Source organism: Streptomyces sp. NPDC002640, from assembly GCF_053592575.1.
On the sequence record NZ_JBSFVZ010000004.1, the window covers coordinates 352,227 to 371,621 of the forward strand.

At 71.6% G+C, this 19,395-nt stretch carries 16 protein-coding genes and 1 tRNA gene; 1 reads left to right on the plus strand and 16 read right to left on the minus strand.

Annotation, left to right across the window (positions count from 1 at the left end):
* Positions 1–25 precede the first annotated feature (25 nt).
* The 15 genes from ACWD3O_RS08180 to ACWD3O_RS08250 form a co-directional block, all read right to left on the minus strand.
* Entirely contained in the window at positions 26–1,465 is a 1,440-nt protein-coding gene (locus tag ACWD3O_RS08180; protein WP_451415210.1) for an MraY family glycosyltransferase, read from the minus strand.
* 91 nt (positions 1,466–1,556) lie between these two features.
* Positions 1,557–2,798: a serine hydroxymethyltransferase gene (locus ACWD3O_RS08185; protein WP_451415211.1), complete on the minus strand. Its 1,242-nt coding sequence runs from the start codon at positions 2,796–2,798 to the stop codon at positions 1,557–1,559.
* A gap of 116 nt (positions 2,799–2,914) precedes the next feature.
* Positions 2,915–3,562: an arsenate reductase/protein-tyrosine-phosphatase family protein gene (locus ACWD3O_RS08190; protein WP_451410418.1), complete on the minus strand. Its 648-nt coding sequence runs from the start codon at positions 3,560–3,562 to the stop codon at positions 2,915–2,917.
* Positions 3,559–4,206 carry an L-threonylcarbamoyladenylate synthase gene (locus tag ACWD3O_RS08195; RefSeq protein ID WP_451410417.1) on the minus strand — a complete coding sequence of 216 codons (648 nt, stop codon included), beginning with the start codon at positions 4,204–4,206 and terminating at the stop codon, positions 3,559–3,561. Before ACWD3O_RS08195 ends, ACWD3O_RS08190 begins: the two co-directional genes overlap by 4 nt.
* Positions 4,207–4,281: 75 nt before the next feature.
* Complete coding sequence (gene prmC, locus ACWD3O_RS08200; protein ID WP_451410486.1) at positions 4,282–5,121, minus strand: peptide chain release factor N(5)-glutamine methyltransferase; 840 nt, start codon at positions 5,119–5,121, stop codon at positions 4,282–4,284.
* 70 nt (positions 5,122–5,191) lie between these two features.
* Positions 5,192–6,268, minus strand: a complete 1,077-nt coding sequence (gene prfA / locus ACWD3O_RS08205) for a peptide chain release factor 1 (RefSeq protein WP_451410416.1) — start codon at positions 6,266–6,268, stop codon at positions 5,192–5,194.
* 111 nt (positions 6,269–6,379) lie between these two features.
* On the minus strand, positions 6,380–6,604 hold the full coding sequence (rpmE, locus tag ACWD3O_RS08210) for a 50S ribosomal protein L31 (RefSeq protein WP_166021190.1): 225 nt from the start codon (positions 6,602–6,604) through the stop codon (positions 6,380–6,382).
* 173 nt (positions 6,605–6,777) lie between these two features.
* On the minus strand, positions 6,778–7,959 hold the full coding sequence (locus ACWD3O_RS08215; RefSeq protein ID WP_451415212.1) for an LCP family protein: 1,182 nt from the start codon (positions 7,957–7,959) through the stop codon (positions 6,778–6,780).
* Positions 7,960–8,231: 272 nt separating this feature from the next.
* Positions 8,232–10,268 (minus strand): transcription termination factor Rho, encoded by a 2,037-nt coding sequence (rho, locus tag ACWD3O_RS08220; RefSeq protein ID WP_451415213.1) that lies wholly within the window; start codon positions 10,266–10,268, stop codon positions 8,232–8,234.
* Between the two features lie 464 nt (positions 10,269–10,732).
* The gene (gene thrB, locus ACWD3O_RS08225; RefSeq protein ID WP_451410413.1) at positions 10,733–11,656 is read right to left on the minus strand and encodes a homoserine kinase; all 924 of its coding nucleotides are present in this window, start codon (positions 11,654–11,656) and stop codon (positions 10,733–10,735) included.
* Positions 11,657–12,055: 399 nt separating this feature from the next.
* Positions 12,056–13,123, minus strand: coding sequence for a threonine synthase (gene thrC, locus ACWD3O_RS08230; protein ID WP_451410412.1), 1,068 nt, complete (start codon positions 13,121–13,123; stop codon positions 12,056–12,058).
* Between the two features lie 8 nt (positions 13,124–13,131).
* Complete coding sequence (locus tag ACWD3O_RS08235; protein WP_451410485.1) at positions 13,132–14,457, minus strand: homoserine dehydrogenase; 1,326 nt, start codon at positions 14,455–14,457, stop codon at positions 13,132–13,134.
* A 161-nt stretch (positions 14,458–14,618) separates the two neighbouring features.
* On the minus strand, positions 14,619–16,010 hold the full coding sequence (lysA, locus tag ACWD3O_RS08240) for a diaminopimelate decarboxylase (protein WP_451415214.1): 1,392 nt from the start codon (positions 16,008–16,010) through the stop codon (positions 14,619–14,621).
* Positions 16,011–16,072: 62 nt separating this feature from the next.
* Positions 16,073–17,248, minus strand: a complete 1,176-nt coding sequence (gene nrtL, locus ACWD3O_RS08245) for an ArgS-related anticodon-binding protein NrtL (protein WP_451415215.1) — start codon at positions 17,246–17,248, stop codon at positions 16,073–16,075.
* A gap of 96 nt (positions 17,249–17,344) precedes the next feature.
* Complete coding sequence (locus ACWD3O_RS08250) at positions 17,345–17,809, minus strand: response regulator (RefSeq protein ID WP_451415232.1); 465 nt, start codon at positions 17,807–17,809, stop codon at positions 17,345–17,347.
* A 145-nt stretch (positions 17,810–17,954) separates the two neighbouring features.
* On the opposite strand from ACWD3O_RS08250, the gene ACWD3O_RS08255 reads away from it, so the two are divergent.
* A tRNA-Arg gene (locus ACWD3O_RS08255) sits at positions 17,955–18,026 on the plus strand.
* A 232-nt stretch (positions 18,027–18,258) separates the two neighbouring features.
* Here ACWD3O_RS08255 and ACWD3O_RS08260 read toward each other — a convergent pair.
* Positions 18,259–19,215, minus strand: coding sequence for a YaaC family protein (locus ACWD3O_RS08260; protein WP_451415216.1), 957 nt, complete (start codon positions 19,213–19,215; stop codon positions 18,259–18,261).
* Between the last annotated feature and the right edge of the window lie 180 nt (positions 19,216–19,395).

The following is a 19,395-nucleotide window of genomic DNA, read 5'->3' on the forward strand; positions in this document are numbered from 1 at the left end:
GGTGGAAGCGGGAGCCGGAGGCCCCTCAGCGCGCGGAGGCGCCGGGGCGGCGGAAGCGGGAGCGGTGCCCCACGGCGGAGGAGCCGTTGGCGACCCGGGTCGCACCGACGCCGACCGGCTCGCGCTCCCCCTCCTGCCGCACGGGGTCCTCGGCGCCGCTGTCGGCCCCGTGAGCACCCGCCGTGACGCGGTGGGCCTCCTGGTCCGCCTCGGAGCCCTCCGGGCCCTGTGTGCCCTGTGAGCCCTCCGAGACCTGTGAGTCCCGTGAGCCCTGTGAGCCCTCCGCCTCCTCCGGGCGGGGGCGGCGGTAGCGGGGCGGCAGCATCCGCTCGGCCCAGCGCGGGGCACGCGGGGTGAACCGCGGCATCAGCAGCAGCACGAGGCCCAGCGCGCTCAGCAGCGCGACGCTCAGCACGATCAGCATCGAGGCCGCCGTCACCGAGTACGACAGGGCGCCGAAGGCGATCAGCCCGCACCAGAAGTACATGATCAGCACGGCCCGGCTGTGGGAGTGGCCGATCTCCAGCAGCCGGTGGTGCAGGTGCCCGCGGTCCGCGGCGAACGGCGACTGCCCGCGCCAGGTCCGCCGCACGATGGCCAGCACCAGGTCGGCGGCGGGGATGGCGATGATGGTCAGCGGCAGCAGCAGCGGGATGTAGACCGGCACGGTCGCGTGCACGGCGCTGCGCTCGGACCCGGCGAACAGCTTCAGGGCGTCCGGGTCGATCTGGCCGGTGATGGAGATGGCGCCGGCGGCCAGGATGAGGCCGATCAGCATCGAGCCGGAGTCGCCCATGAAGATTCGCGCCGGATGCATGTTGTGCGGCAGGAAGCCCAGGCACATGCCGATGAGGATGGCCGCGAACAGGGTGGCCGGGGCGGCCGCCTCGATGCCGTAGCCGTACCAGATGCGGTAGCCGTACAGGAAGAACGCCAGCGAGGCGATGGCCACCATGCCGGACGCCAGGCCGTCGAGGCCGTCGACGAAGTTCACCGCGTTGATGGTGATCACCACCAGCGCCACGGTGAGCAGCGTGCCCTGCCACGGGGTGACCGCCACCAGGCCGACGCCCGGCACCGGCAGCCACAGGATGGTCAGGCCCTGCATCACCATCACACCGGCCGCGATCATCTGCGCGCCCAGCTTGATCAGCGCGTCCAGCTCGAACTTGTCGTCCAGCACGCCGATGATCCAGATCAGCGCGGCCCCGGAGAGCAGCGCGCGCGGCTCGTTGGACCGCTCGAAGACCTGGCCGAGGTTGGTGAGGTGCGAGGCGACCAGCAGGCCGGCGCAGAGCCCGAAGAACATCGCGATGCCACCGAGCCGCGGGGTCGGTTCGCGGTGGACGTCACGCGCCCGCACCTGGGGCATGGCTCCCGCCACGATCGCGAACTTCCGCACCGGACCCGTCAGGAGGTACGTCACCGCGGCCGTGATGCAGAGCGTCAGCAGGTATTCACGCACGGGCTTCCCCACAGATCTCGCTGGCCAACTCCGACCCACACCCTAGCGAGGGACGGCTACAGGTGATGACTTCCGGGTGGCCGCGACGGTTTCATCCGAGGGGCTGCGGGGAGGAGGGCGGGAAGGCCTCGGCCAGTTCGCGGGCCCCGGCGCGCGCTCCGTCGACGTCCCCGCGCAGGGCCCGTCCGATCAGTGACGCGATGGTCCGCGCCTCCTCCTCCCCCATCCCCAGGGTCGTCACGGCAGCCGTTCCCAGGCGGATACCCCGGCTGTCGTGAGGCAGTGCCGATGTGTCGAGGACCATGCCGGCGACGCCCAGCAGGTCCCGCGCCGCCCGCCCGTCGAGGCCGCCGAGCGGGGCCGGGTCGGCGGTGATCAGATGGGTGTCGGTGCCGCCGGTGCTGACGTGCAGTCCCTCGGCGGCCAGCCCCTCGGCGAGGGCCCGGGCGTTGGCCACCGTGCGGTGGGCGTACTCCGCGTACGCGGGCGTCGCCGCCTCCCCGAAGGCCACCGCCTTGGCGGCGATCACGTTCATCGGCGCCCCGCCCTGGGTGAAGGGGAAGACCGCGCGGTCCACCCGTTCCGCCAGCTCCTCCGTGCAGAGGAGCATCCCGCCGCGGGGCCCGCGCAGCACCTTGTGGGTGGTGGCGCACACGATGTCGGCGTACGGCACGGGACTGGGCGCCGCGCCGCCGGCCACCAGCCCGATGGGGTGCGCGGCGTCGACGACCAGGTAGGCGCCGACCTCGTCGGCGATCTCCCGGAACGCCGCGTAGTCGATGTGCCGCGGGTAGGCGATCGAGCCGCACACCACGACCTTCGGCTTCGTGGTCCGGGCCAGCGCCCTGACCTGCTCGTAGTCCAGCAGCCCCGACTCGGCGTCCACCCCGTAGCCGGTGAAGCGGAACCAGCGGCCGGAGAAGTTCGCGGGCGACCCGTGGGTGAGGTGCCCGCCGAACGCCAGCCCCAGCGCCAGCACCGGGTCCCCGGGGCGCAGCAGGGCGGCGTAGGCGGCCAGCACGGCGGCGGAGCCGGAGTACGGCTGGACGTTCACATGGGCGGCGCCGAACAGCGCGGCGGCGCGCTCGACGGCGGTCCGCTCGGCGAGGTCGGCGTAGGCGCAGCCGCCGTGGAAGCGGTTGCCGGGGTACCCCTCGGCGTACTTGTCCACCAGCGGCGACGCGAGCGCCTCCAGCACGGCGGGCGAGGTGTAGTTCTCCGCGGCGATCAGCTGCACGGTGGCGTGCCGCCGCGCCGTCTCCGCCTCGAGGATCCCCGCGACCTCGGGATCCTGCGCGCGCAGGCCCTGCCCTGCGCCGACCACGGTTCCCATCCGGAACCTCCTCGTCCGCCCGACGACAGCTCCAGCGTAGGCCGCGGGGGGCGGGGCCGCCCGCTGTCGCCCCGCCGGCCGCGGGAGGGCGGCCGGGGACCGCCGGCCGCGGGGTGTCAGCCGGAGACGCCGGTCAGCGCCGTCACGACCGGGTCGAGCGCGCCGTGTATCTCGTCCCCGACGGAACGGAAGAACGGCAGCGGCGCCCCGTACGGGTCGTACACCTCGTCCGCCTCGGGCGTGGGGGCCAGCAGCCACCCGCGCAGCGCCGCCGCGGCCCGCACCAGGGCCCGGGCCCGCGCGCACACCCCGTCCTCGAGGGGAGGCAGCGTCGCCGGGTCGATCGCCTTCACCAGCCGGGTGAACTCCTTGAGCGTGAAGGTCCGCAGCCCGGCGGAGTGCCCCATGGAGATGACGTGGGCGCGGTGGTCGCGCGTGGCGGTGAGCACCAGGTCGGCCCGGATGACGTGCTCGTCCCGCAGTTCCCGTCCGGTGAAGCCGGAGGCGTCCGCCCCGTACTCGTCGAGGACGGCGACCGCGTTCTCCTCCATGGGCGCGCCCTCGTGGCCCCACGTGCCGGCGGACTCGACCACGAGTCCGCCCCAGGTGGGGTCGCCGAGCCGCTGCGCGAGGGCGTGCCGGGTCAGCCGCTCGGTGATCGGCGAGCGGCACACGTTTCCGGTGCTGACGTGGAGGATCCGGAAGCCGGTCTCCCCGCCGTCTCCCTCTCGTATGCCAAGCCCCGCGTCAGGGGCGGGGGTCAATTCGCCACCTCGAGGTCGGGTACCACCTTGCGCAGTTCCTCGGCGGTGAGGGCGCCCGCGCGCAGCAGCACCGGCACCTCTCCGGTGACGTCGACGATCGACGAGGGCACGTTGCCCGGCGTCGGGCCGCCGTCGAGGTAGACGGAGACCGAGTCGCCGAGCATCTCCTGGGCGGCGTCGCAGGTCTCCGGCGAAGGGTGGCCGGTGAGGTTGGCGGAGGAGACGGCCATCGGGCCGACCTCGGTGAGCAGCTCGATGGCGACCGGGTGCAGCGGCATGCGCACCGCGACGGTGCCGCGGGTGTCGCCGAGGTCCCAGGCGAGGGAGGGCTGGTGGCGGGCGACCAGGGTGAGCGCGCCGGGCCAGAAGGCGTCGACGAGTTCCCAGGCCGTTTCGGAGAAGTCGGTGACCAGCCCGTGCAGGGTGTTGGGCGAGCCGATCAGCACCGGGGAGGGCATGTTGCGGCCGCGTCCCTTGGCCTCCAGCAGGTCACCGACGGCCTCCGAGGAGAAGGCGTCCGCGCCGATGCCGTACACGGTGTCCGTGGGCAGGACGACCAGTTCGCCACGGCGGACGGCGGACGCGGCTTCGCGCAGACCGGTCACGCGGTCGGTCGCGTCGTTGGTGTCGTATCGCCGTGCCATGTCAGCTGGCCTCCTCGTGCGGATCGTGCAGGGGGAAGAGTCGTTCGGTGGTGAGAGGTTCGGTGGGGCGCACGCTCACGGCGTCGCCTTACGGGCCGTGGCGAACCGCGGCCGCCTGTTGAGGTCGGGGTGGTCCGCGGCGTCGGCCCAGCCCCGCTCCTCGGCGAAGATCCAGGGGACCTGGCCGCCCTGGGTGTCGGCGTGCTCGACGACCACGACGCCGCCGGGCCGCAGCAGCCGGTGCGCGGTGCGCTCCAGGCCGCGGATCAGCTCCAGGCCGTCCTGGCCGGAGAACAGCGCCATGTCGGGGTCGTGGTCGCGGGCCTCGGGGGCCACGTACTCCCACTCGGTGAGCGGGATGTACGGCGGGTTGGTGATGACCAGGTCGACCTGGCCGTCGAGGTCCGGGAAGGCCGTCAGCGCGTCGCCGTGCCGCAGGTCGACCCTGGACCCCTCCATGTTCTTGCGGGCCCACACCAGGGCCTCCTCGGAGAGCTCCACGGCGTGCACGGAGGACCGCGGCACCTCCTGCGCCATGGCGAGCGCGATCGCGCCGGAGCCGGTGCACAGGTCGACGATGCGCGGCTCGGCGACGTCCATGGCCCGCACGGCGTCTATCGCCCAGCCCACCACGGACTCGGTCTCCGGCCGGGGCACGAACACCCCGGGGCCGACCTGGAGCTCCAGGTACCGGAAGAAGGCGCGGCCGGTGATGTGCTGCAGCGGCTCGCGGGCCTCCCGCCGGGCGACGACCTCCCAGTACCGGGCGTCGAAGTCGGAGTCCCCGACGGTGTGCAGCTGGCCCCGCTTCACGCCGTGCACGAACGCGGCGAGCTCCTCCGCGTCGTTGCGCGGCGAGGGCACGCCGGCGTCCGCCAGCCGCTGGGTGGCCTGGGCCACCTCGGCGAGCAGCACGCTGCGCGGGCTCTGGTTCTGCGGCACGCTGGTCCTCCGGTGTCGTGCGTCGCGCGGTGGGCGCCGGGCGTCAGGCGGCGGCGAGCTTGGCGGCCGAGTCCGCGTCGACGCAGGCCTGGATGACCGCGTCCAGGTCGCCGTCGAGGACCTGGTCGAGGTTGTAGGCCTTGAAGCCGACCCGGTGGTCGGAGAGCCGGTTCTCCGGGAAGTTGTACGTGCGGATCTTCTCGGACCGGTCGACCGTGCGGACCTGGCTGCGGCGCGCGTCCGCGGCCTCCCGCTCCGCCTCCTCCTGCGCGGCGGCGAGAAGCCTGGAGCGCAGGATACGCAGTGCCTGCTCCTTGTTCTGCAGCTGGCTCTTCTCGTTCTGGCAGGAGGCGACCACACCGGTGGGCAGGTGCGTGATGCGCACCGCGGAGTCGGTGGTGTTCACGGACTGCCCGCCGGGCCCGGAGGACCGGTAGACGTCGATCCGCAGGTCGTTCGGGTTGATCTCGACGTCGACCTCCTCGGCCTCCGGCGTGACCAGCACGCCCGCGGCGGAGGTGTGGATGCGGCCCTGCGACTCGGTGGCCGGCACGCGCTGCACGCGGTGCACGCCGCCCTCGTACTTCAGCCGGGCCCACACGCCCTGGCCGGGCTCGGTGGCCCCGTTGCCGCCCTTGGTCTTCACCGCGACCTGGACGTCCTTGTAGCCGCCCAGCTCGGACTCGGTGGCGTCGATGATCTCGGTCTTCCAGCCCACGCGCTCGGCGTACCGCAGGTACATGCGCAGCAGGTCGCCCGCGAACAGCGCGGACTCGTCGCCGCCGGCGCCGGCCTTGATCTCGAGGATGACGTCCTTGTCGTCGCTGGGGTCCCGCGGGACCAGCAGCAGCCGCAGCTTCTCCGTGAGCTCGTCGCGGAGCTTCTCCAGCTCCTTGACCTCGGCGGCGAAGTCGGGGTCGTCGGCCGCCAGTTCCTTGGCCGCCTCGATGTCGTCCCCGGTCTGCTTCCAGGCCCGGTAGGTGGCGACGATCGGGGTCAGCTCGGCGTAGCGCTTGTTCAGCTTGCGCGCGTTGGCCTGGTCGGCGTGGACCGACGGATCGGCGAGCTTCTTCTCGAGATCGGCGTGCTCACCGACGAGTTCCTCGACGGCCTCGAACATGGTGGGGCTCCTGGCTCCTGGAAGGGTGCGTGGCTGCGTGAAGGCGGACGACCAAAAACGCCGGTCCCGGCCGCCCTGCGCGGGGCGGCCGTGGACCGGCGCGGTGGCTCGCTACTTCTTCGAGCCGGCAGCCGCCTTGCCGAAGCGGGCCTCGAAGCGGGCCACACGGCCACCGGTGTCGAGGATCTTCTGCTTGCCCGTGTAGAACGGGTGGCACTCGGAGCAGACCTCGGCACGGATGGCGCCGGAGGAGATGGTGCTGCGAGTCGTGAACGACGCGCCGCAGGTGCAGCTGACCTGCGTCTCGACGTACTCGGGGTGGATGTCGCGCTTCAAGGTGTCTCCTAGATTTCGGGAGGGCGCCGGGTCGCCGCCGCGGGATGCGGGGGCGTGAACCGGGGCCGACGTACCAGTTTGCCAGCACTGGCCGCATCACCCAAAACCGGGGGCGGCGGCGTTATATTCCACGGGGCGCCGCCCCCGGTTCCGGGGGGCCGGCGGGTCCCGGGTCAGGAGGCGACGCGGGAGATTCCGGTGCGCGTGGGGCTGTCGACGACCGCGTCGGCGTGGCCGGCGGCGGACCCCTTCGCCTTCGCCGGTATCGCCCTGTCGCCGCGCAGGGCCGCCCAGACCAGCTTCGCCTTGTCCTCGTCCAGCAGCACCCGGTTGGGGTTCGCGGGGTCGTAGGCGACCGGCAGGGTCGTCATGGTCATCTTCGACGGCGAGATCCCCTTGAGCCCGCTCGCGAACGAGGCCAGCGCGGTCACCGACCCCAGCCGGGCGTCGGTCGTCACCGACTTCGTCGCGGTGTCGGCGAGGTCGTACAGCCGCTTCGGGTGGGACAGCACGCCCACCTCCTTGACCTGCCGCACCAGCGCCTTCACGAACGCCTGCTGCAGCTGGATGCGTCCGAGGTCGGAGCCGTCGCCGACGCCGTGGCGCGTGCGCACCAGGCCGAGCGCCTGCGTCCCCGACAGCCGGTGCGTGCCGGCCTCGAGTCTCAGGTGGCTGTCCGGGTCGGAGATGCTCTCGGTGGTGGTGACCTTCACGCCGCCCAGCGCGTCGACCATCCGCCGGAAGCCGGTGAAGTCGATCTCGAGGAAGTGGTCGACCCGGATGCCGCTCAGCGACTCGACGGTCTTGACCGAGCAGGCCGCGCCGCCCGTGGAGTAGGCGGAGTTGAACATGACGTTCCGCTCGGCCGGCTGCCGCTCCCCCGACCGGTCGACGCAGGACGGCCGGTCGACGAGCGTGTCCCTCGGTATGGAGACCACGCTGGCGGCCTTGCGGCCCTTGTGGACGTGGACCAGCATCGCGGTGTCGGCGCGGGCCGCCCCGTCGTCCGTGCCGCCGCCGAGCCGCTTGTTGCCGCCGGAGCGGGTGTCGGAGCCGAGGACCAGGATGTCCTGCGACCCGTCGTCGGTGTTGGCGGGGCGCGCGGAGCCGAGCATGCGGTCGATGTCGACGCTGTCGATGTTCCCGTTGAGCGAGGTGTACACGTAACCGAGGCCCGCGCCCCCTACGGCCACGACCGCGGCCGCGCTCCACGCCGCCGCCCGCAGCGCCCGCTGCCGGGGGGTGCGGGGCTTGCGGCGGCGCCCCTTGCCTCCACGCGTTTTCGCGCGCTCCTGACCGGGCGTGCCGGGGTTCTCCTCCGGTATGCCGGGCGGCGGCGTGCTCTCGGCTGACATCGTGTTTCCTCTGGCCTCTCGGTTCCACGGAGTACCCGTGCGGACGGCAGCCGAAAGGTTCGCACATGGACCGTTTGCGCTCCGTGCCCGGACGGCCACCGAAGAGTTCCCCCCGAGGGCGAGGAAACCGGCGCTGACCAGCGTGTTTCTCGGCGCAGCCGATCCCGTCCCGCCGCTTCCCCCTGTGGGAAAGCTCTCTCGCCGCACACGGCGAAGGGCCGCCCCGCGTGCTGCGCGGGACGGCCCTCGACCGCCGTGGAGAGATCCGGGGATCAGTCGCCGCTGGGGTTCGGCGTGTTCTTCTGGATCATCATCAGGAACTCGGCGTTGGACTTCGACTGCTTCATCTTGTCCAGCAGCAGCTCGATGGCCTGCTGCTGGTCCAGGGCGTGCAGCACGCGCCGCAGCTTCCAGACGATCGCCAGCTCCTCGGCGCCCAGCAGGATCTCTTCCTTACGGGTGCCGGAGGCGTCGACGTCGACGGCCGGGAAGATGCGCTTGTCGGCGAGCTTCCGGTCCAGCTTGAGCTCCATGTTGCCGGTGCCCTTGAACTCCTCGAAGATCACCTCGTCCATGCGGGACCCGGTGTCCACCAGCGCGGTGGCGAGGATGGTCAGCGAACCGCCGTCCTCGATGTTGCGCGCGGCGCCGAAGAAGCGCTTGGGCGGGTACAGCGCCGTGGAGTCCACACCACCGGAGAGGATGCGGCCGGAGGCCGGCGCCGCCAGGTTGTAGGCGCGGCCCAGACGCGTGATGGAGTCCAGCAGCACGACGACGTCGTGACCCAGCTCGACCAGGCGCTTGGCGCGCTCGATGGCGAGCTCGGCGACCGTGGTGTGGTCCTCGGCGGGGCGGTCGAAGGTCGAGGAGATGACTTCGCCCTTCACCGACCGCTGCATGTCGGTGACCTCTTCCGGACGCTCGTCGACCAGGACGACCATCAGGTGGCACTCGGGGTTGTTGCGGGTGATCGCGTTGGCGACCGCCTGCATGATCATGGTCTTACCGGTCTTCGGCGGGGCCACGATCAGACCGCGCTGGCCCTTGCCGATCGGCGACACGAGGTCGATGATCCGCGTGGTCAGCACGCCCGGGTCGGTCTCCAGGCGGAGCCGGTCCTGCGGGTACAGCGGCGTCAGCTTGTTGAACTCCGGGCGGCCGCGGCCGTGTTCGGGCGCCATGCCGTTGACGGAGTCGAGGCGGACCAGCGCGTTGAACTTCTCGCGGCGCTCGCCCTCCTTCGGCTGACGGACCGCTCCGGTGACGTGGTCGCCCTTGCGCAGGCCGTTCTTGCGGACCTGGGCGAGGGAGACGTACACGTCGTTCGGGCCCGGCAGGTAGCCGGAGGTCCGGATGAACGCGTAGTTGTCGAGGATGTCGAGGATGCCCGCGACGGGGATCAGCACGTCGTCGTCGGCCACCTGCGGCTCGGCGACCTCGTCGCGGCCACGACGGCCCCGGCGGTCGCGGTAACGGCCCCGGCGGCCGCGGCGGCCGCCCTCGAAGTCGTCGTCGTCCTGCTGCTGGCGGTCACGCTCGCGGCTCTGGCCGCCCTGCTGGCTCTGACGGCCGCCCTGGCCGCCGCCCTGCTGGTCGTCGCCCTTGCGGCGGTCGCGGTCGCGGTTGCGGTTGCGGTCGCGGTCCCGCTCGCGGTTGCGGCCCGAACGGCCTTCCGCGTCACCGGAGTCGCCGCGCTCGCCCTGCGAACGGTCGGCCGCGTCCTGCTGCTTGTTGTCGGTCTTCACGTCGCTCTTGTCACCGCGCGTGTCGCTCTTACCGCTGTCACTTCTGCCACCGGCCTGGGTCTCGCCCTTGGCCTCGGCGGTGACGGTCTCGGGGCTGCCGGCCTCGGCGGTGGCGCGACGGCGGCGGCGCTCGGCCGGCTGCTCGTCGCTCTTCGGCTCCGGCTCGGCCTCGGCCTTCGCGGCCTGCTCGGCCTTGGGCGACGGCTGGCCGGGGATCTGCGCCTTCTCGGCGGCCGACTCCTCACCCGTACGGGTGCGCGACGTGGTGCGCCGCTTGGGCTTGGCCTCGCTGTCGGAAGCGGACGCGGCGGTCTTGGCGGGGGCGCCGCCGGAGGCCTGCGCCTCCTTGATGACCTCGATCAGCTGGCTCTTGCGCATGCGCGCCGTGCCCCTGATGCCGAGGCCCGAGGCGACCTGCTGCAGTTCGGCCAGCACCATGCCCTCGAGGCCGGTACCGCGACGCCGTCGCGAGCCGGCACCGCTGGCAGGCGTGGAAGCGTCCGTGGCGGGCGCGGCAGCGGTCTCGTCGACACGTGCGCCCATCAGATCGGTGGTGTCGCTCACGAAGGGTCCTTCCCTGGAGCGGGCGTCGGCCTGTCTGGCTCGGCGACCGGTTGTGCTGTCCGGAATCGGTCCTGATCGGATGGACCGGTCCGGGGCGGTGGTCCGCCTCGTCGGGCGGAGGAACAACGGGTGATGTGGTGGCGCTCCCCGCGACGGCGACACCGATTTCTGCGTGTCACGTGGCTCGGTCGCACCGGTTCCGGAGCGTGCCCGGAGAGCTGCTCAGTATTCGCGTACAGGTTGGCACCCGCGTACCAGGTACCGTACGAAACACAGTGCGGCTTGGGAGGCTCCCGGAAGAATGTCTGTCCCGGACGGGGACGTGAAGCACCTCGCCACGCTCGGGTGGTCGGGTGCGGACTTGACATTAACACTACCGGATCCCACAAACATTCCCCCTCTCCACATCCGGCAATCGCCTGAAAACCCGCTCCCGGTCACTGCTTATCCGGGAAAGCGGCCGTTCATGCGGCGGCCGCGAGCGGAAGCACGCTCGCGCCCGACAGATCGAGGTCCAGCCGGTTCGCGGCCCAGCCGTCACCTGCGGACATCTCCACCTTCTGGGCCGTCTCCTCGGAGGCCAGCGCCAGCACGGTGGGGCCCGCGCCCGAGATCACGGCGGGAATTCCGTCGGCCCGCAGCCGTTCGACCAGGGCCACGCTCTCCGGCATCGCCGGGGCACGATATTCCTGGTGAAGACGGTCCTCGGTGGCCGGCATCAGCAGCTCGGGGCGCCGGGTGAGGGCCTCGACGAGCAGCGCGGCACGGCCGGCGTTGGCGGCGGCGTCGACATGGGGGACATTGCGCGGGAGCAGGCCGCGCGCGGTCTCGGTCAGTACCGGCTTTCCGGGAACGAAAACCACCGGAACGATGGAATCGGAGGGCTCGCTGCGCACGGCGCGGCCCACACCGCCCTCCATCCACGCGAGGGTGAATCCGCCGAGCAGGCAGGCGGCGACGTTGTCGGGGTGCCCCTCGATCTCGGTGGCCAGCTCCAGCAGCGCGTCGTCGTCGAGCCGGTTCTCGCCGCCTATGGTCACGGCACGCGCGGCGACGATGCCCGCGCAGATGGCCGCGGACGAGGAGCCGAGGCCGCGGCCGTGCGGGATCCTGTTGGCGCAGACGATCTCCAGCCCCCTGGGCTGGCCGCCGAGCACGTCGAACGCGGCGCGCATCGCGCGCACCAGCAGGTGCTGCTCGTCGCGCGGCAGGGTTTCGCTGCCCTCGCCGGCGATGTCGATGTGCAGTCCGGAGTCGGCCACGCGGACGACGACGTCGTCGTAGAGCCCCAGCGAAAGGCCCAGGGCGTCGAACCCCGGGCCGAGGTTTGCGCTGGTGGCGGGCACGCGCACGCGGACGGCGGCGGCTCGGAAGGCGGGACCGGCCATCGCTGGATGACTCTCCTTGACTGCGGGACACGGGGAGACGCGGGGCATCCGGCGTCTGCGGACGGGAACGCGTCGGAACCAGGCACGGCATATGCGGCGGGCTGGTTCAGTACAGACTATCGAAGGATGGTTCCTCGGCGACATAGGGCGCACGGGAGGCGCACGCAGCGTGTCGACCCACCCCAACTCCCGTCCCGGGTCCCGGTCCACGTAGCGGTCCGGCTCCCGGCCCACCACGGCCGCGCCGCGGGGAACGGGAGAGGCCGTGGGGAACGGGACAGGCCGTGGGGAAACGGGACAGGCCACGGGGAACGGGACGGGCCACGGGGAAACGGGACAGGCCGCCCCCGCGGCGACGGGTGCGCCGGGAGGGCGGCCTGGCCGCGGGGGGTCGCGAGGTCAGACGAGCCCGAGCCGCTCGGCCGCCGCCGCCGCGTCCACCGGCACGACCTCCGGCCGCGTGGGCGCGCCCATGACCGCCCAGTCGGGGTCCTTCAGCCCGTTGCCCGTGACGGTGCAGACGATCCGCTGCCCGGGGTCGACCAGTCCGGCCTCCGTCGCCTTCAGCAGGCCCGCCACCGACGCCGCGGACGCCGGCTCGACGAACACGCCCTCCTGGGAGGCCAACAGCCGGTAGGCGCGCAGGATCTCACGGTCGGTCACCTCGTCGATGAGGCCGCCGGAGTCGTCCCGCGCCGCTTCCGCGAACTCCCAGGACGCCGGGTTGCCGATCCGGATCGCGGTGGCGATGGTCTGCGGGTCCTTGACGACCTCGCCGCGCACCAGCGGGGCGCTGCCGGAGGCCTGGAACCCCCACATCCGCGGCTTGCGCGTGGACAGGCCGTCCGCCGCGTACTCGCGGTAGCCCTTCCAGTACGCGGTGATGTTGCCCGCGTTGCCCACCGGCAGGACGTGCACGTCGGGGGCGTCGCCCAGCATGTCGACGATCTCGAAGGCGGCCGTCTTCTGCCCCTCGATCCGCACCGGGTTCACCGAATTGACCAGCGCCACGGGGTAGTTGTCGGACAGCGACCGCGCGAGCGTCAGGCAGTCGTCGAAGTTGCCGTCGACCTGCAGGATCTTGGCGCCGTGCACCAGCGCCTGCCCCATCTTGCCGAGCGCGATCTTGCCCTGCGGCACCAGGACCGCGCACACCATCCCCGCCCGCACCGCGTAGGCGGCGGCGGACGCGGACGTGTTGCCGGTGGACGCGCAGATGACGGCCTTCGCGCCCTCCTCCTTGGCCCGCGTGATGGCCATGGTCATCCCGCGGTCCTTGAACGAACCGGTCGGGTTCGCGCCCTCGACCTTGAGGTGCACCTCGCAGCCGGTGCGCTCGGAGAGCACCTGCGCGGGCACGAGCGGCGTACCGCCCTCGCGGAGCGTCACGACCTCCGTCGTGTCGGAGACCGGAAGCCGGTCCCGGTACTCCTCGATGATTCCGCGCCACTGGTGAGTCTGAGTCATGACTCCGCCTACTCTCCTTCGACCCGCATGATGCTGGCGACGCCCCGGACGGTGTCCAGGCCGCGCAGCGCCTCGACGACCCCGCTGAGCGAGGCGTCGGACGCACGATGGGTGACGACGACGAGCGATGCCTCTCCCCCGCTCTCGACTTCGCTCGAGCGGGCGGCACCCCCGTCCTTGCCCTGCTGACGCACGGTGTCGATGGAGACCCCGTGCTCGGCGAAAACGGTGGCGACCTGGGCGAGGACGCCCGGCTTGTCGGCGACGTCCAGGCTGATGTGGTACCGCGTGACCACGTCACCCATCGGCGACACCCGCAGCGCCGCGTAGGCCGAGTCGCCGGGGCCGGTGGCCCCGGCCAGCCGGTTGCGGCACACCGCCACCAGGTCGCCCAGTACGGCCGAGGCGGTGGGCGAGCCGCCCGCGCCCGGCCCGTAGAACATCAGCTGTCCCGCCGCGTCGGACTCCACGAACACCGCGTTGTACGCGCCGCGCACCGAGGCGAGCGGGTGGGTCAGCGGGATCATGGCGGGGTGCACCCGCGCGGTGACCGAGCCGCCGTCCGCCGCCCGCTCGCAGATGGCGAGCAGCTTGATGGTGCAGCCCATCTCCTTGGCGGAGGCGAAGTCCGCCGCGGTCACCTCGGTCATGCCCTCGCGGTACACGTCGTCCAGCCGCACCCGCGAGTGGAACGCGATGCCGGCCAGGATCGCGGCCTTGGCGGCGGCGTCGAAGCCCTCGACGTCGGCCGTCGGGTCGGCCTCGGCGTACCCGAGCGCGGTCGCCTCGTCCAGCGCCTCCTGGTACCCGGCGCCGGTGGTGTCCATCGCGTCGAGGATGAAGTTGGTGGTGCCGTTGACGATGCCCAGCACCCGGTTGACCTTGTCGCCGGCCAGCGACTCGCGCAACGGGCGGATCAGCGGGATGGCGCCGGCCACGGCGGCCTCGTAGTAGAGGTCCTGGCCCTGCTCCTGGGCGGCCGCGTGCAGCGCGGCGCCGTCCTGGGCGATCAGCGCCTTGTTGGCGGACACCACGGACGCCCCGTGCTGGAAGGCGGTGGTGATCAGGGTCCGGGCGGGCTCGATGCCGCCGATGACCTCCACCACGACGTCGATGTCGCCCCGTTTGACCAGGGCGGTCGCGTCGGTGGTGATCAGCGCGGGGTCGATCCCGGCCCGCACCCGGTCGGGACGGCGGACGGCGACACCGGCCAACTCCACCGGCGCGCCGATCCGCGCGGCGAGGTCGGCCGCGTGCGTCGTCATGATGCGCGCCACCTCTGAGCCGACCACTCCACAGCCCAGTAGCGCCACCCGCAGCGGACGCGTACGCATCATCCGACCTCGCCTCGTTTCTCAGACCGGTTCCATACCGGTCCACGGTTGTCCAGTCTCACGCACCGGACGAACTTTCTTCCATTCGTCCGGATCCTGAGACTCAGGTTTTCCGGGATCTTCCCCGGTTTCCGGCGGCTTTTCCGCCGGACGTCATCGGTTCATCCGACGTCGAGACGGAGGAGGTCCTCCTCCGTCTCGCGCCGGACGATCACCCGGGTCGCGCCGTCGCTGACGGCGACCACCGGCGGGCGCAGTACGTGGTTGTAGTTGCTCGCCATCGAGCGGCAGTAGGCGCCGGTGGCGGGCACCGCGATCAGGTCGCCGGGAGCGAGGTCGGCCGGCAGGAAGGCGTCCCTCACCACGATGTCCCCGCTCTCACAGTGCTTGCCCACCACCCGGGCGAGCATGGGCTCCGCGTCGCTGGCGCGCGAGACCAGGGCGACCGTGTACTCGGCGTCGTACAACGCGGTGCGAATATTGTCCGACATCCCGCCGTCGACCGAGACATAGGTCCGCAGCCCGTCCAGCGGCTTCAGCGTCCCGACCTCGTACAGCGTGAACGCCGTGGGGCCGACGATCGCCCGTCCCGGCTCCACCGAGATCCGCGGCGCGGCCAGCCCCGCCGCCTCGCACTCGCGCGACACGATCTCCCCGAGCGCCTTGGCGATCTCGTGCGGCTCCCGCGGGTCGTCGTCGCTGGTGTACGCGATGCCGAGGCCGCCCCCGAGGTCGATCTCGGGCAGCTCCACGCCGTGTTCGTCCCGCACCTCGGCCAGCAGTCCGACCACGCGCCGCGCGGCGACCTCGAAGCCGGCCATGTCGAAGATCTGCGACCCGATGTGGCTGTGGATGCCGACCAGTTCGAGCCCGTCCAGCTTGAGCGCCCGGCGCACCGCCTCGGCGGCCTGCCCGCCGGCCAGCGGAAGGCCGAACTTCTGGTCCTCGTGCGCGGTGGCGATGAACTCGTGGGTGTGCGCCTCGACTCCGACCGTGACGCGGATCAGCACCTTCTGCCGCACGCCGTGCGACTGCGCGATGTGCGCGACCCGCACGATCTCCTGGAACGAGTCGAGCACGATCCGCCCGACCCCGGCGGTGACCGCCCGCTCCAGCTCGGCCAGGGACTTGTTGTTGCCGTGGAAGGCGATCCGCTCGGCGGGCATCCCGGCCGCCAGCGCGGTCGCCAGTTCGCCGCCGGAGCAGACGTCGAGGTTCAGCCCCTCCTCGTACAGCCACCGGACGACGGCCTTGGAGAGGAACGCCTTCCCGGCGTAGAACACGTCGGCGCCCTCGCCGAACGCCTCCCGCCAGGCCCGCGCCCGGGCCCGGAAGTCGGCCTCGTCCATGACGTACGCCGGCGTCCCGTGCTGCTCGGCCAGTTCCCGGACGTCGACCCCGCCGACCCGCACGGCGCCGTCGGCGTCGCGGGTCACCGAGCCCGCCCACACCTTGGGGTCGAGGGCGTTCAGGTCGGCGGGCGGGGCGCTGTAGTGCCCCTCGGGCAGGACGTCGGCGTGACGGGGCCCGGCGGGGTGTGCGGAACGGCTCATGTCTGTGGTCTCTGCGTCTCTCTCTTCGCCTCTGCTCTGCGCCTGTTCTTCGCCAGTGCCGCTCAGAGGTGTTCGGGTGCGTCGATGCCGAGCAGGGTGAGGCCGCCGGCCAGCACCGTCCCGGCGGCTTCGGCGAGCGCGAGCCGGGCGCGGTGGGCGGCCGAGGGTTTCTCCTCCCCGGCCGGGAGCACGGCGGTGTACGTCAGGAGGTCGAGCGTGGCGTCGGCGACGACCACCAGGTGCCGGGCGAGCCGGTCCGGGGCCAGGTCGCGCGCGGCCTGCGCGAGGACGCGCGGGTGGTCGGCGAGGGCCCGCAGCAGCGCGGGGGGGTACGCGGGGGTCGCCGGGGGTTGCGGGGCTTCGGTGGCCTCCGTGGTACCCGACGCCTCCGTGGGCCCCGCGGATTCCGGGGCCGCCTTGGCACCGGAGGCCCCCGTGGGCCCCGGCTCCGCGGCGAACCCGAGCCGCGCCGCGTTCCGCGCGACGGCACGGGTGCGGGCGTGCGCGTATCGCACCCGGAACAGCGGGTTGCCCTCCCGCTGCGCCAGGTGCTCCGCCCCGAGGCTCGGCCGGTCGTGCGGCGCGGGGTGCAGCAACGCCCACCGGGCGGCGGGGCCGAGGTGGGCGGGGTCGCGGGGGGCCGGGACGGGGCGGATGGGGTGGGGGGTGGGGGCGGCGGTGTCGTTGCCGCTGGATCCGGCGGCGCTGCCGTGGGCGTTGGAAGTGTTGCCGTGGGCCTCACTGCTGCTGGCGTCGCCCTCACCGGCGGTGGCACCGTGCACGACCTCGGCCCGGCCGCCCTGCGCCTCGACCAAGCGCGCGGCGACCTCGGCGACGACGGCGGCGCGGATCTCGTCGGCGGGACGGAGGACCACGGTCCGGCCCCGCAGACCGTCCCCGTGCCCGTACCGCAGCCCCTGACCGAGGACCCGGCGCACCAGGGCCGCCTCCACGTCCCCGTCCAGGCTGATGTTCAGGAACCCCGGGCCGGTGATCGCGACGTCCCGCACGCCGCTCGCCCTCAGCAGCCGGGCGCGCAGAACCTCGGCGACCTCGTCGGCGGGCCGCCCGGCGGGCCGGGCCAGCCGCAGCGCGACGTTGGTGGCGTAGTCCCCGCAGCCCCCGGGGCCGGGCGGGGCGACCTTGACGGTCTCGGGCACGGCCACCGCCAGCTCGCCCGCGTCCACGGCGGAACGCACCGCGTGAAGCACGGTGTGCGAGAGCTCGACGGGGGTCACGGGGACCAGATTAGGGGAGCCGGGGTGGGATAGGTCGACCCGTTTCGGCGGGGTCCCGCCATCCGGACAGTCCGCGCCCTCTTCGCGGCCCCTGTCTCAGTTTCCGCCGCTTCCCGGCGCGGCCCGCTCCCGCTCCCGCACGCGCTCCAACAACCGCCGTACGACACGCACGAGTTCGGCCGGCTCGAACGGCTTGGCCACGAACGCGTCGACCCCCACGTCCAGCCCGGCCTCCACCTCGGGGCGGCTGCACGCGCTCACGATGGCGAGAGGCACGTCACGCGTCCCCGGATCCGACCTCAGCCGCGCCGCCGTCCCCAGACCGTCCAACCTCGGCATCACCACGTCCAGCGTGACGACGTCCGGGCGCACCCGATGGACGACTTCCAGACACTCGGCACCATCGGCCGCGGTCACCACCTCGAACCCTTCCAGCTCGAGATTGACCCTGATCAGCTGCCGGATCACCTCACTGTCGTCCACGACAAGGATCCGGCCGGAAGTGCCCGCCACAACTAGAGAGTAGGCACCGAGTGCACGCCCCGTCCCGGTTTTCCGCACTTCCGCCCGTACCGGACAGGACACGGACCCCCCGCGCCGCCCCTGCCCCGGCACGCGGTGCCTGCACAGAAACCTGTTCACGACCACCCGTGATGAGCTGGTAGTGTTCTACCCGTCACCGCGACGAACACGACGCGATCGACACGCCCCCGTAGCTCAGGGGATAGAGCAACGGCCTCCGGAGCCGTGTGCGCAGGTTCGAATCCTGCCGGGGGCACTCGCCAACCACATACGGAAATCCGTATGTGAGCAGGGCGGATGCCGACAGAAGAGGGCGGGAGTCAGTCTCACTGACTCCCGCCCTCTCTCGTTGTCGCTCAGTGCGCGCGCACCATCTGCGATACAGGCGACCTACCGCACAGACCTACCCCATGCCGCGGAGGTCGCTTGCCTCGACTCCCCCGCCAAGCACCAACCGGCCGGCATGGCGGGCAGCCACCGAAGTCGCTTCACGTGGCTTTCAACGCGTAGTAGATGAGTTCGGGGGCGACATCAAGCGCCTTATCCAAAGCGTGCTCAACGGCAGCAGCGTCAGGGTTCAAGTCGATGTCCAAGATCTTGAGCCACTCAGACGGCTCATAGCGGGCGACCATGGACAGTGCACACAGAATGGCCCACCAACCCAAGAACGGATGTAGCGGGAGCGCCTTCCCATCGAATGACGGGAAGGCGAAGCGCACGTTATCACCGAGATACGCTGTCGTAAGTTTCCTTTGCAGTTCTACATCAGACTCTCCACCCTCAGCCACCCACTTACGAGATAGCCGGAAACCTGAGGTACCGGAATCTCGGACGAGCTTATTGAGAGCGCCCTCGGCGCTCTGAGCGCCCTTCAGAGTTGGATAGTGCGACAAAAAGTCCGCAAACTTTTCCTCGCTCGGACCTCGGAGCAGCCGTGCAGGAAGTCCAGCCAGCCAGCCGTAGATCACACACCTCGAACCCTGATCCACGACCTCTGACGTGCTGTATTGATGCTGGTATGTCAGCGCAGGGAGCAATGACAGACCTGCGGAAGACAGCGCCTGCGGAGTAAGTTCAGGAATCGAGGCCCAAATCCTCCCCAAGGGAACTCCAGCGGCAAGCGTGCCTGACCCGATAATTGGCGCGAGCTGAGTAAAGCTACCCAGACCCTTGTCCTGCAAGCTGATCGTGGCCAGGCTCCGCATGCTCACCAAGTCCGCTTTTATGCCGTGCGACTTAAGCTGCCAGCCACCGTTGGCAACTCTCTGTGATGCAGCGGCAATTGCTCTCCCGGCTTGACTAATCCCGTAGAAAAGCAGTAGAGGTCGCGAGGCGTAACCTACCCCCTTCGCGGCATTAAATAGCTGTTCGGCTTGTTCAAGTGCAGCCCCGAAGACAGCCCGCCGCTCACCCTGACCCGCGGCACCCGGCGGGCGATGACGCATGCCTCGGATCCTGCGCCACACTTCATCGGCTGTTGGGGCCCCGACATCAGCCCACGTACCGGTCAGGCGGTCCCCTCCGCCACTTAGACGTCGTTTCTGATGGCGGCATCGCTCGTTGAGCCGTGCATGACGGATCTGATCGAGCGGTTGGTACCGAACGACTTGTGGACCCTGTTCCGG

What these genes read in the sequence shown, in the direction of transcription:
- prfA (WP_451410416.1), bottom strand. Translation starts at nt 6,268, where the DNA reads ATGTTCGAGGCCGTCGAGGAACTCGTCGGTGAGCACGCCGATCTCGAG.
- ACWD3O_RS08235 (WP_451410485.1), bottom strand. Translation starts at nt 14,457, where the DNA reads ATGCGTACGCGTCCGCTGCGGGTGGCGCTACTGGGCTGTGGAGTGGTC.
- thrB (WP_451410413.1), bottom strand. Translation starts at nt 11,656, where the DNA reads ATGGCCGGTCCCGCCTTCCGAGCCGCCGCCGTCCGCGTGCGCGTGCCC.
- ACWD3O_RS08260 (WP_451415216.1), bottom strand. Translation starts at nt 19,215, where the DNA reads ATGCGTCATCGCCCGCCGGGTGCCGCGGGTCAGGGTGAGCGGCGGGCT.
- lysA (WP_451415214.1), bottom strand. Translation starts at nt 16,010, where the DNA reads ATGAGCCGTTCCGCACACCCCGCCGGGCCCCGTCACGCCGACGTCCTG.
- ACWD3O_RS08215 (WP_451415212.1), bottom strand. Translation starts at nt 7,959, where the DNA reads ATGTCAGCCGAGAGCACGCCGCCGCCCGGCATACCGGAGGAGAACCCC.
- thrC (WP_451410412.1), bottom strand. Translation starts at nt 13,123, where the DNA reads ATGACTCAGACTCACCAGTGGCGCGGAATCATCGAGGAGTACCGGGAC.
- ACWD3O_RS08185 (WP_451415211.1), bottom strand. Translation starts at nt 2,798, where the DNA reads ATGGGAACCGTGGTCGGCGCAGGGCAGGGCCTGCGCGCGCAGGATCCC.
- ACWD3O_RS08195 (WP_451410417.1), bottom strand. Translation starts at nt 4,206, where the DNA reads ATGGCACGGCGATACGACACCAACGACGCGACCGACCGCGTGACCGGT.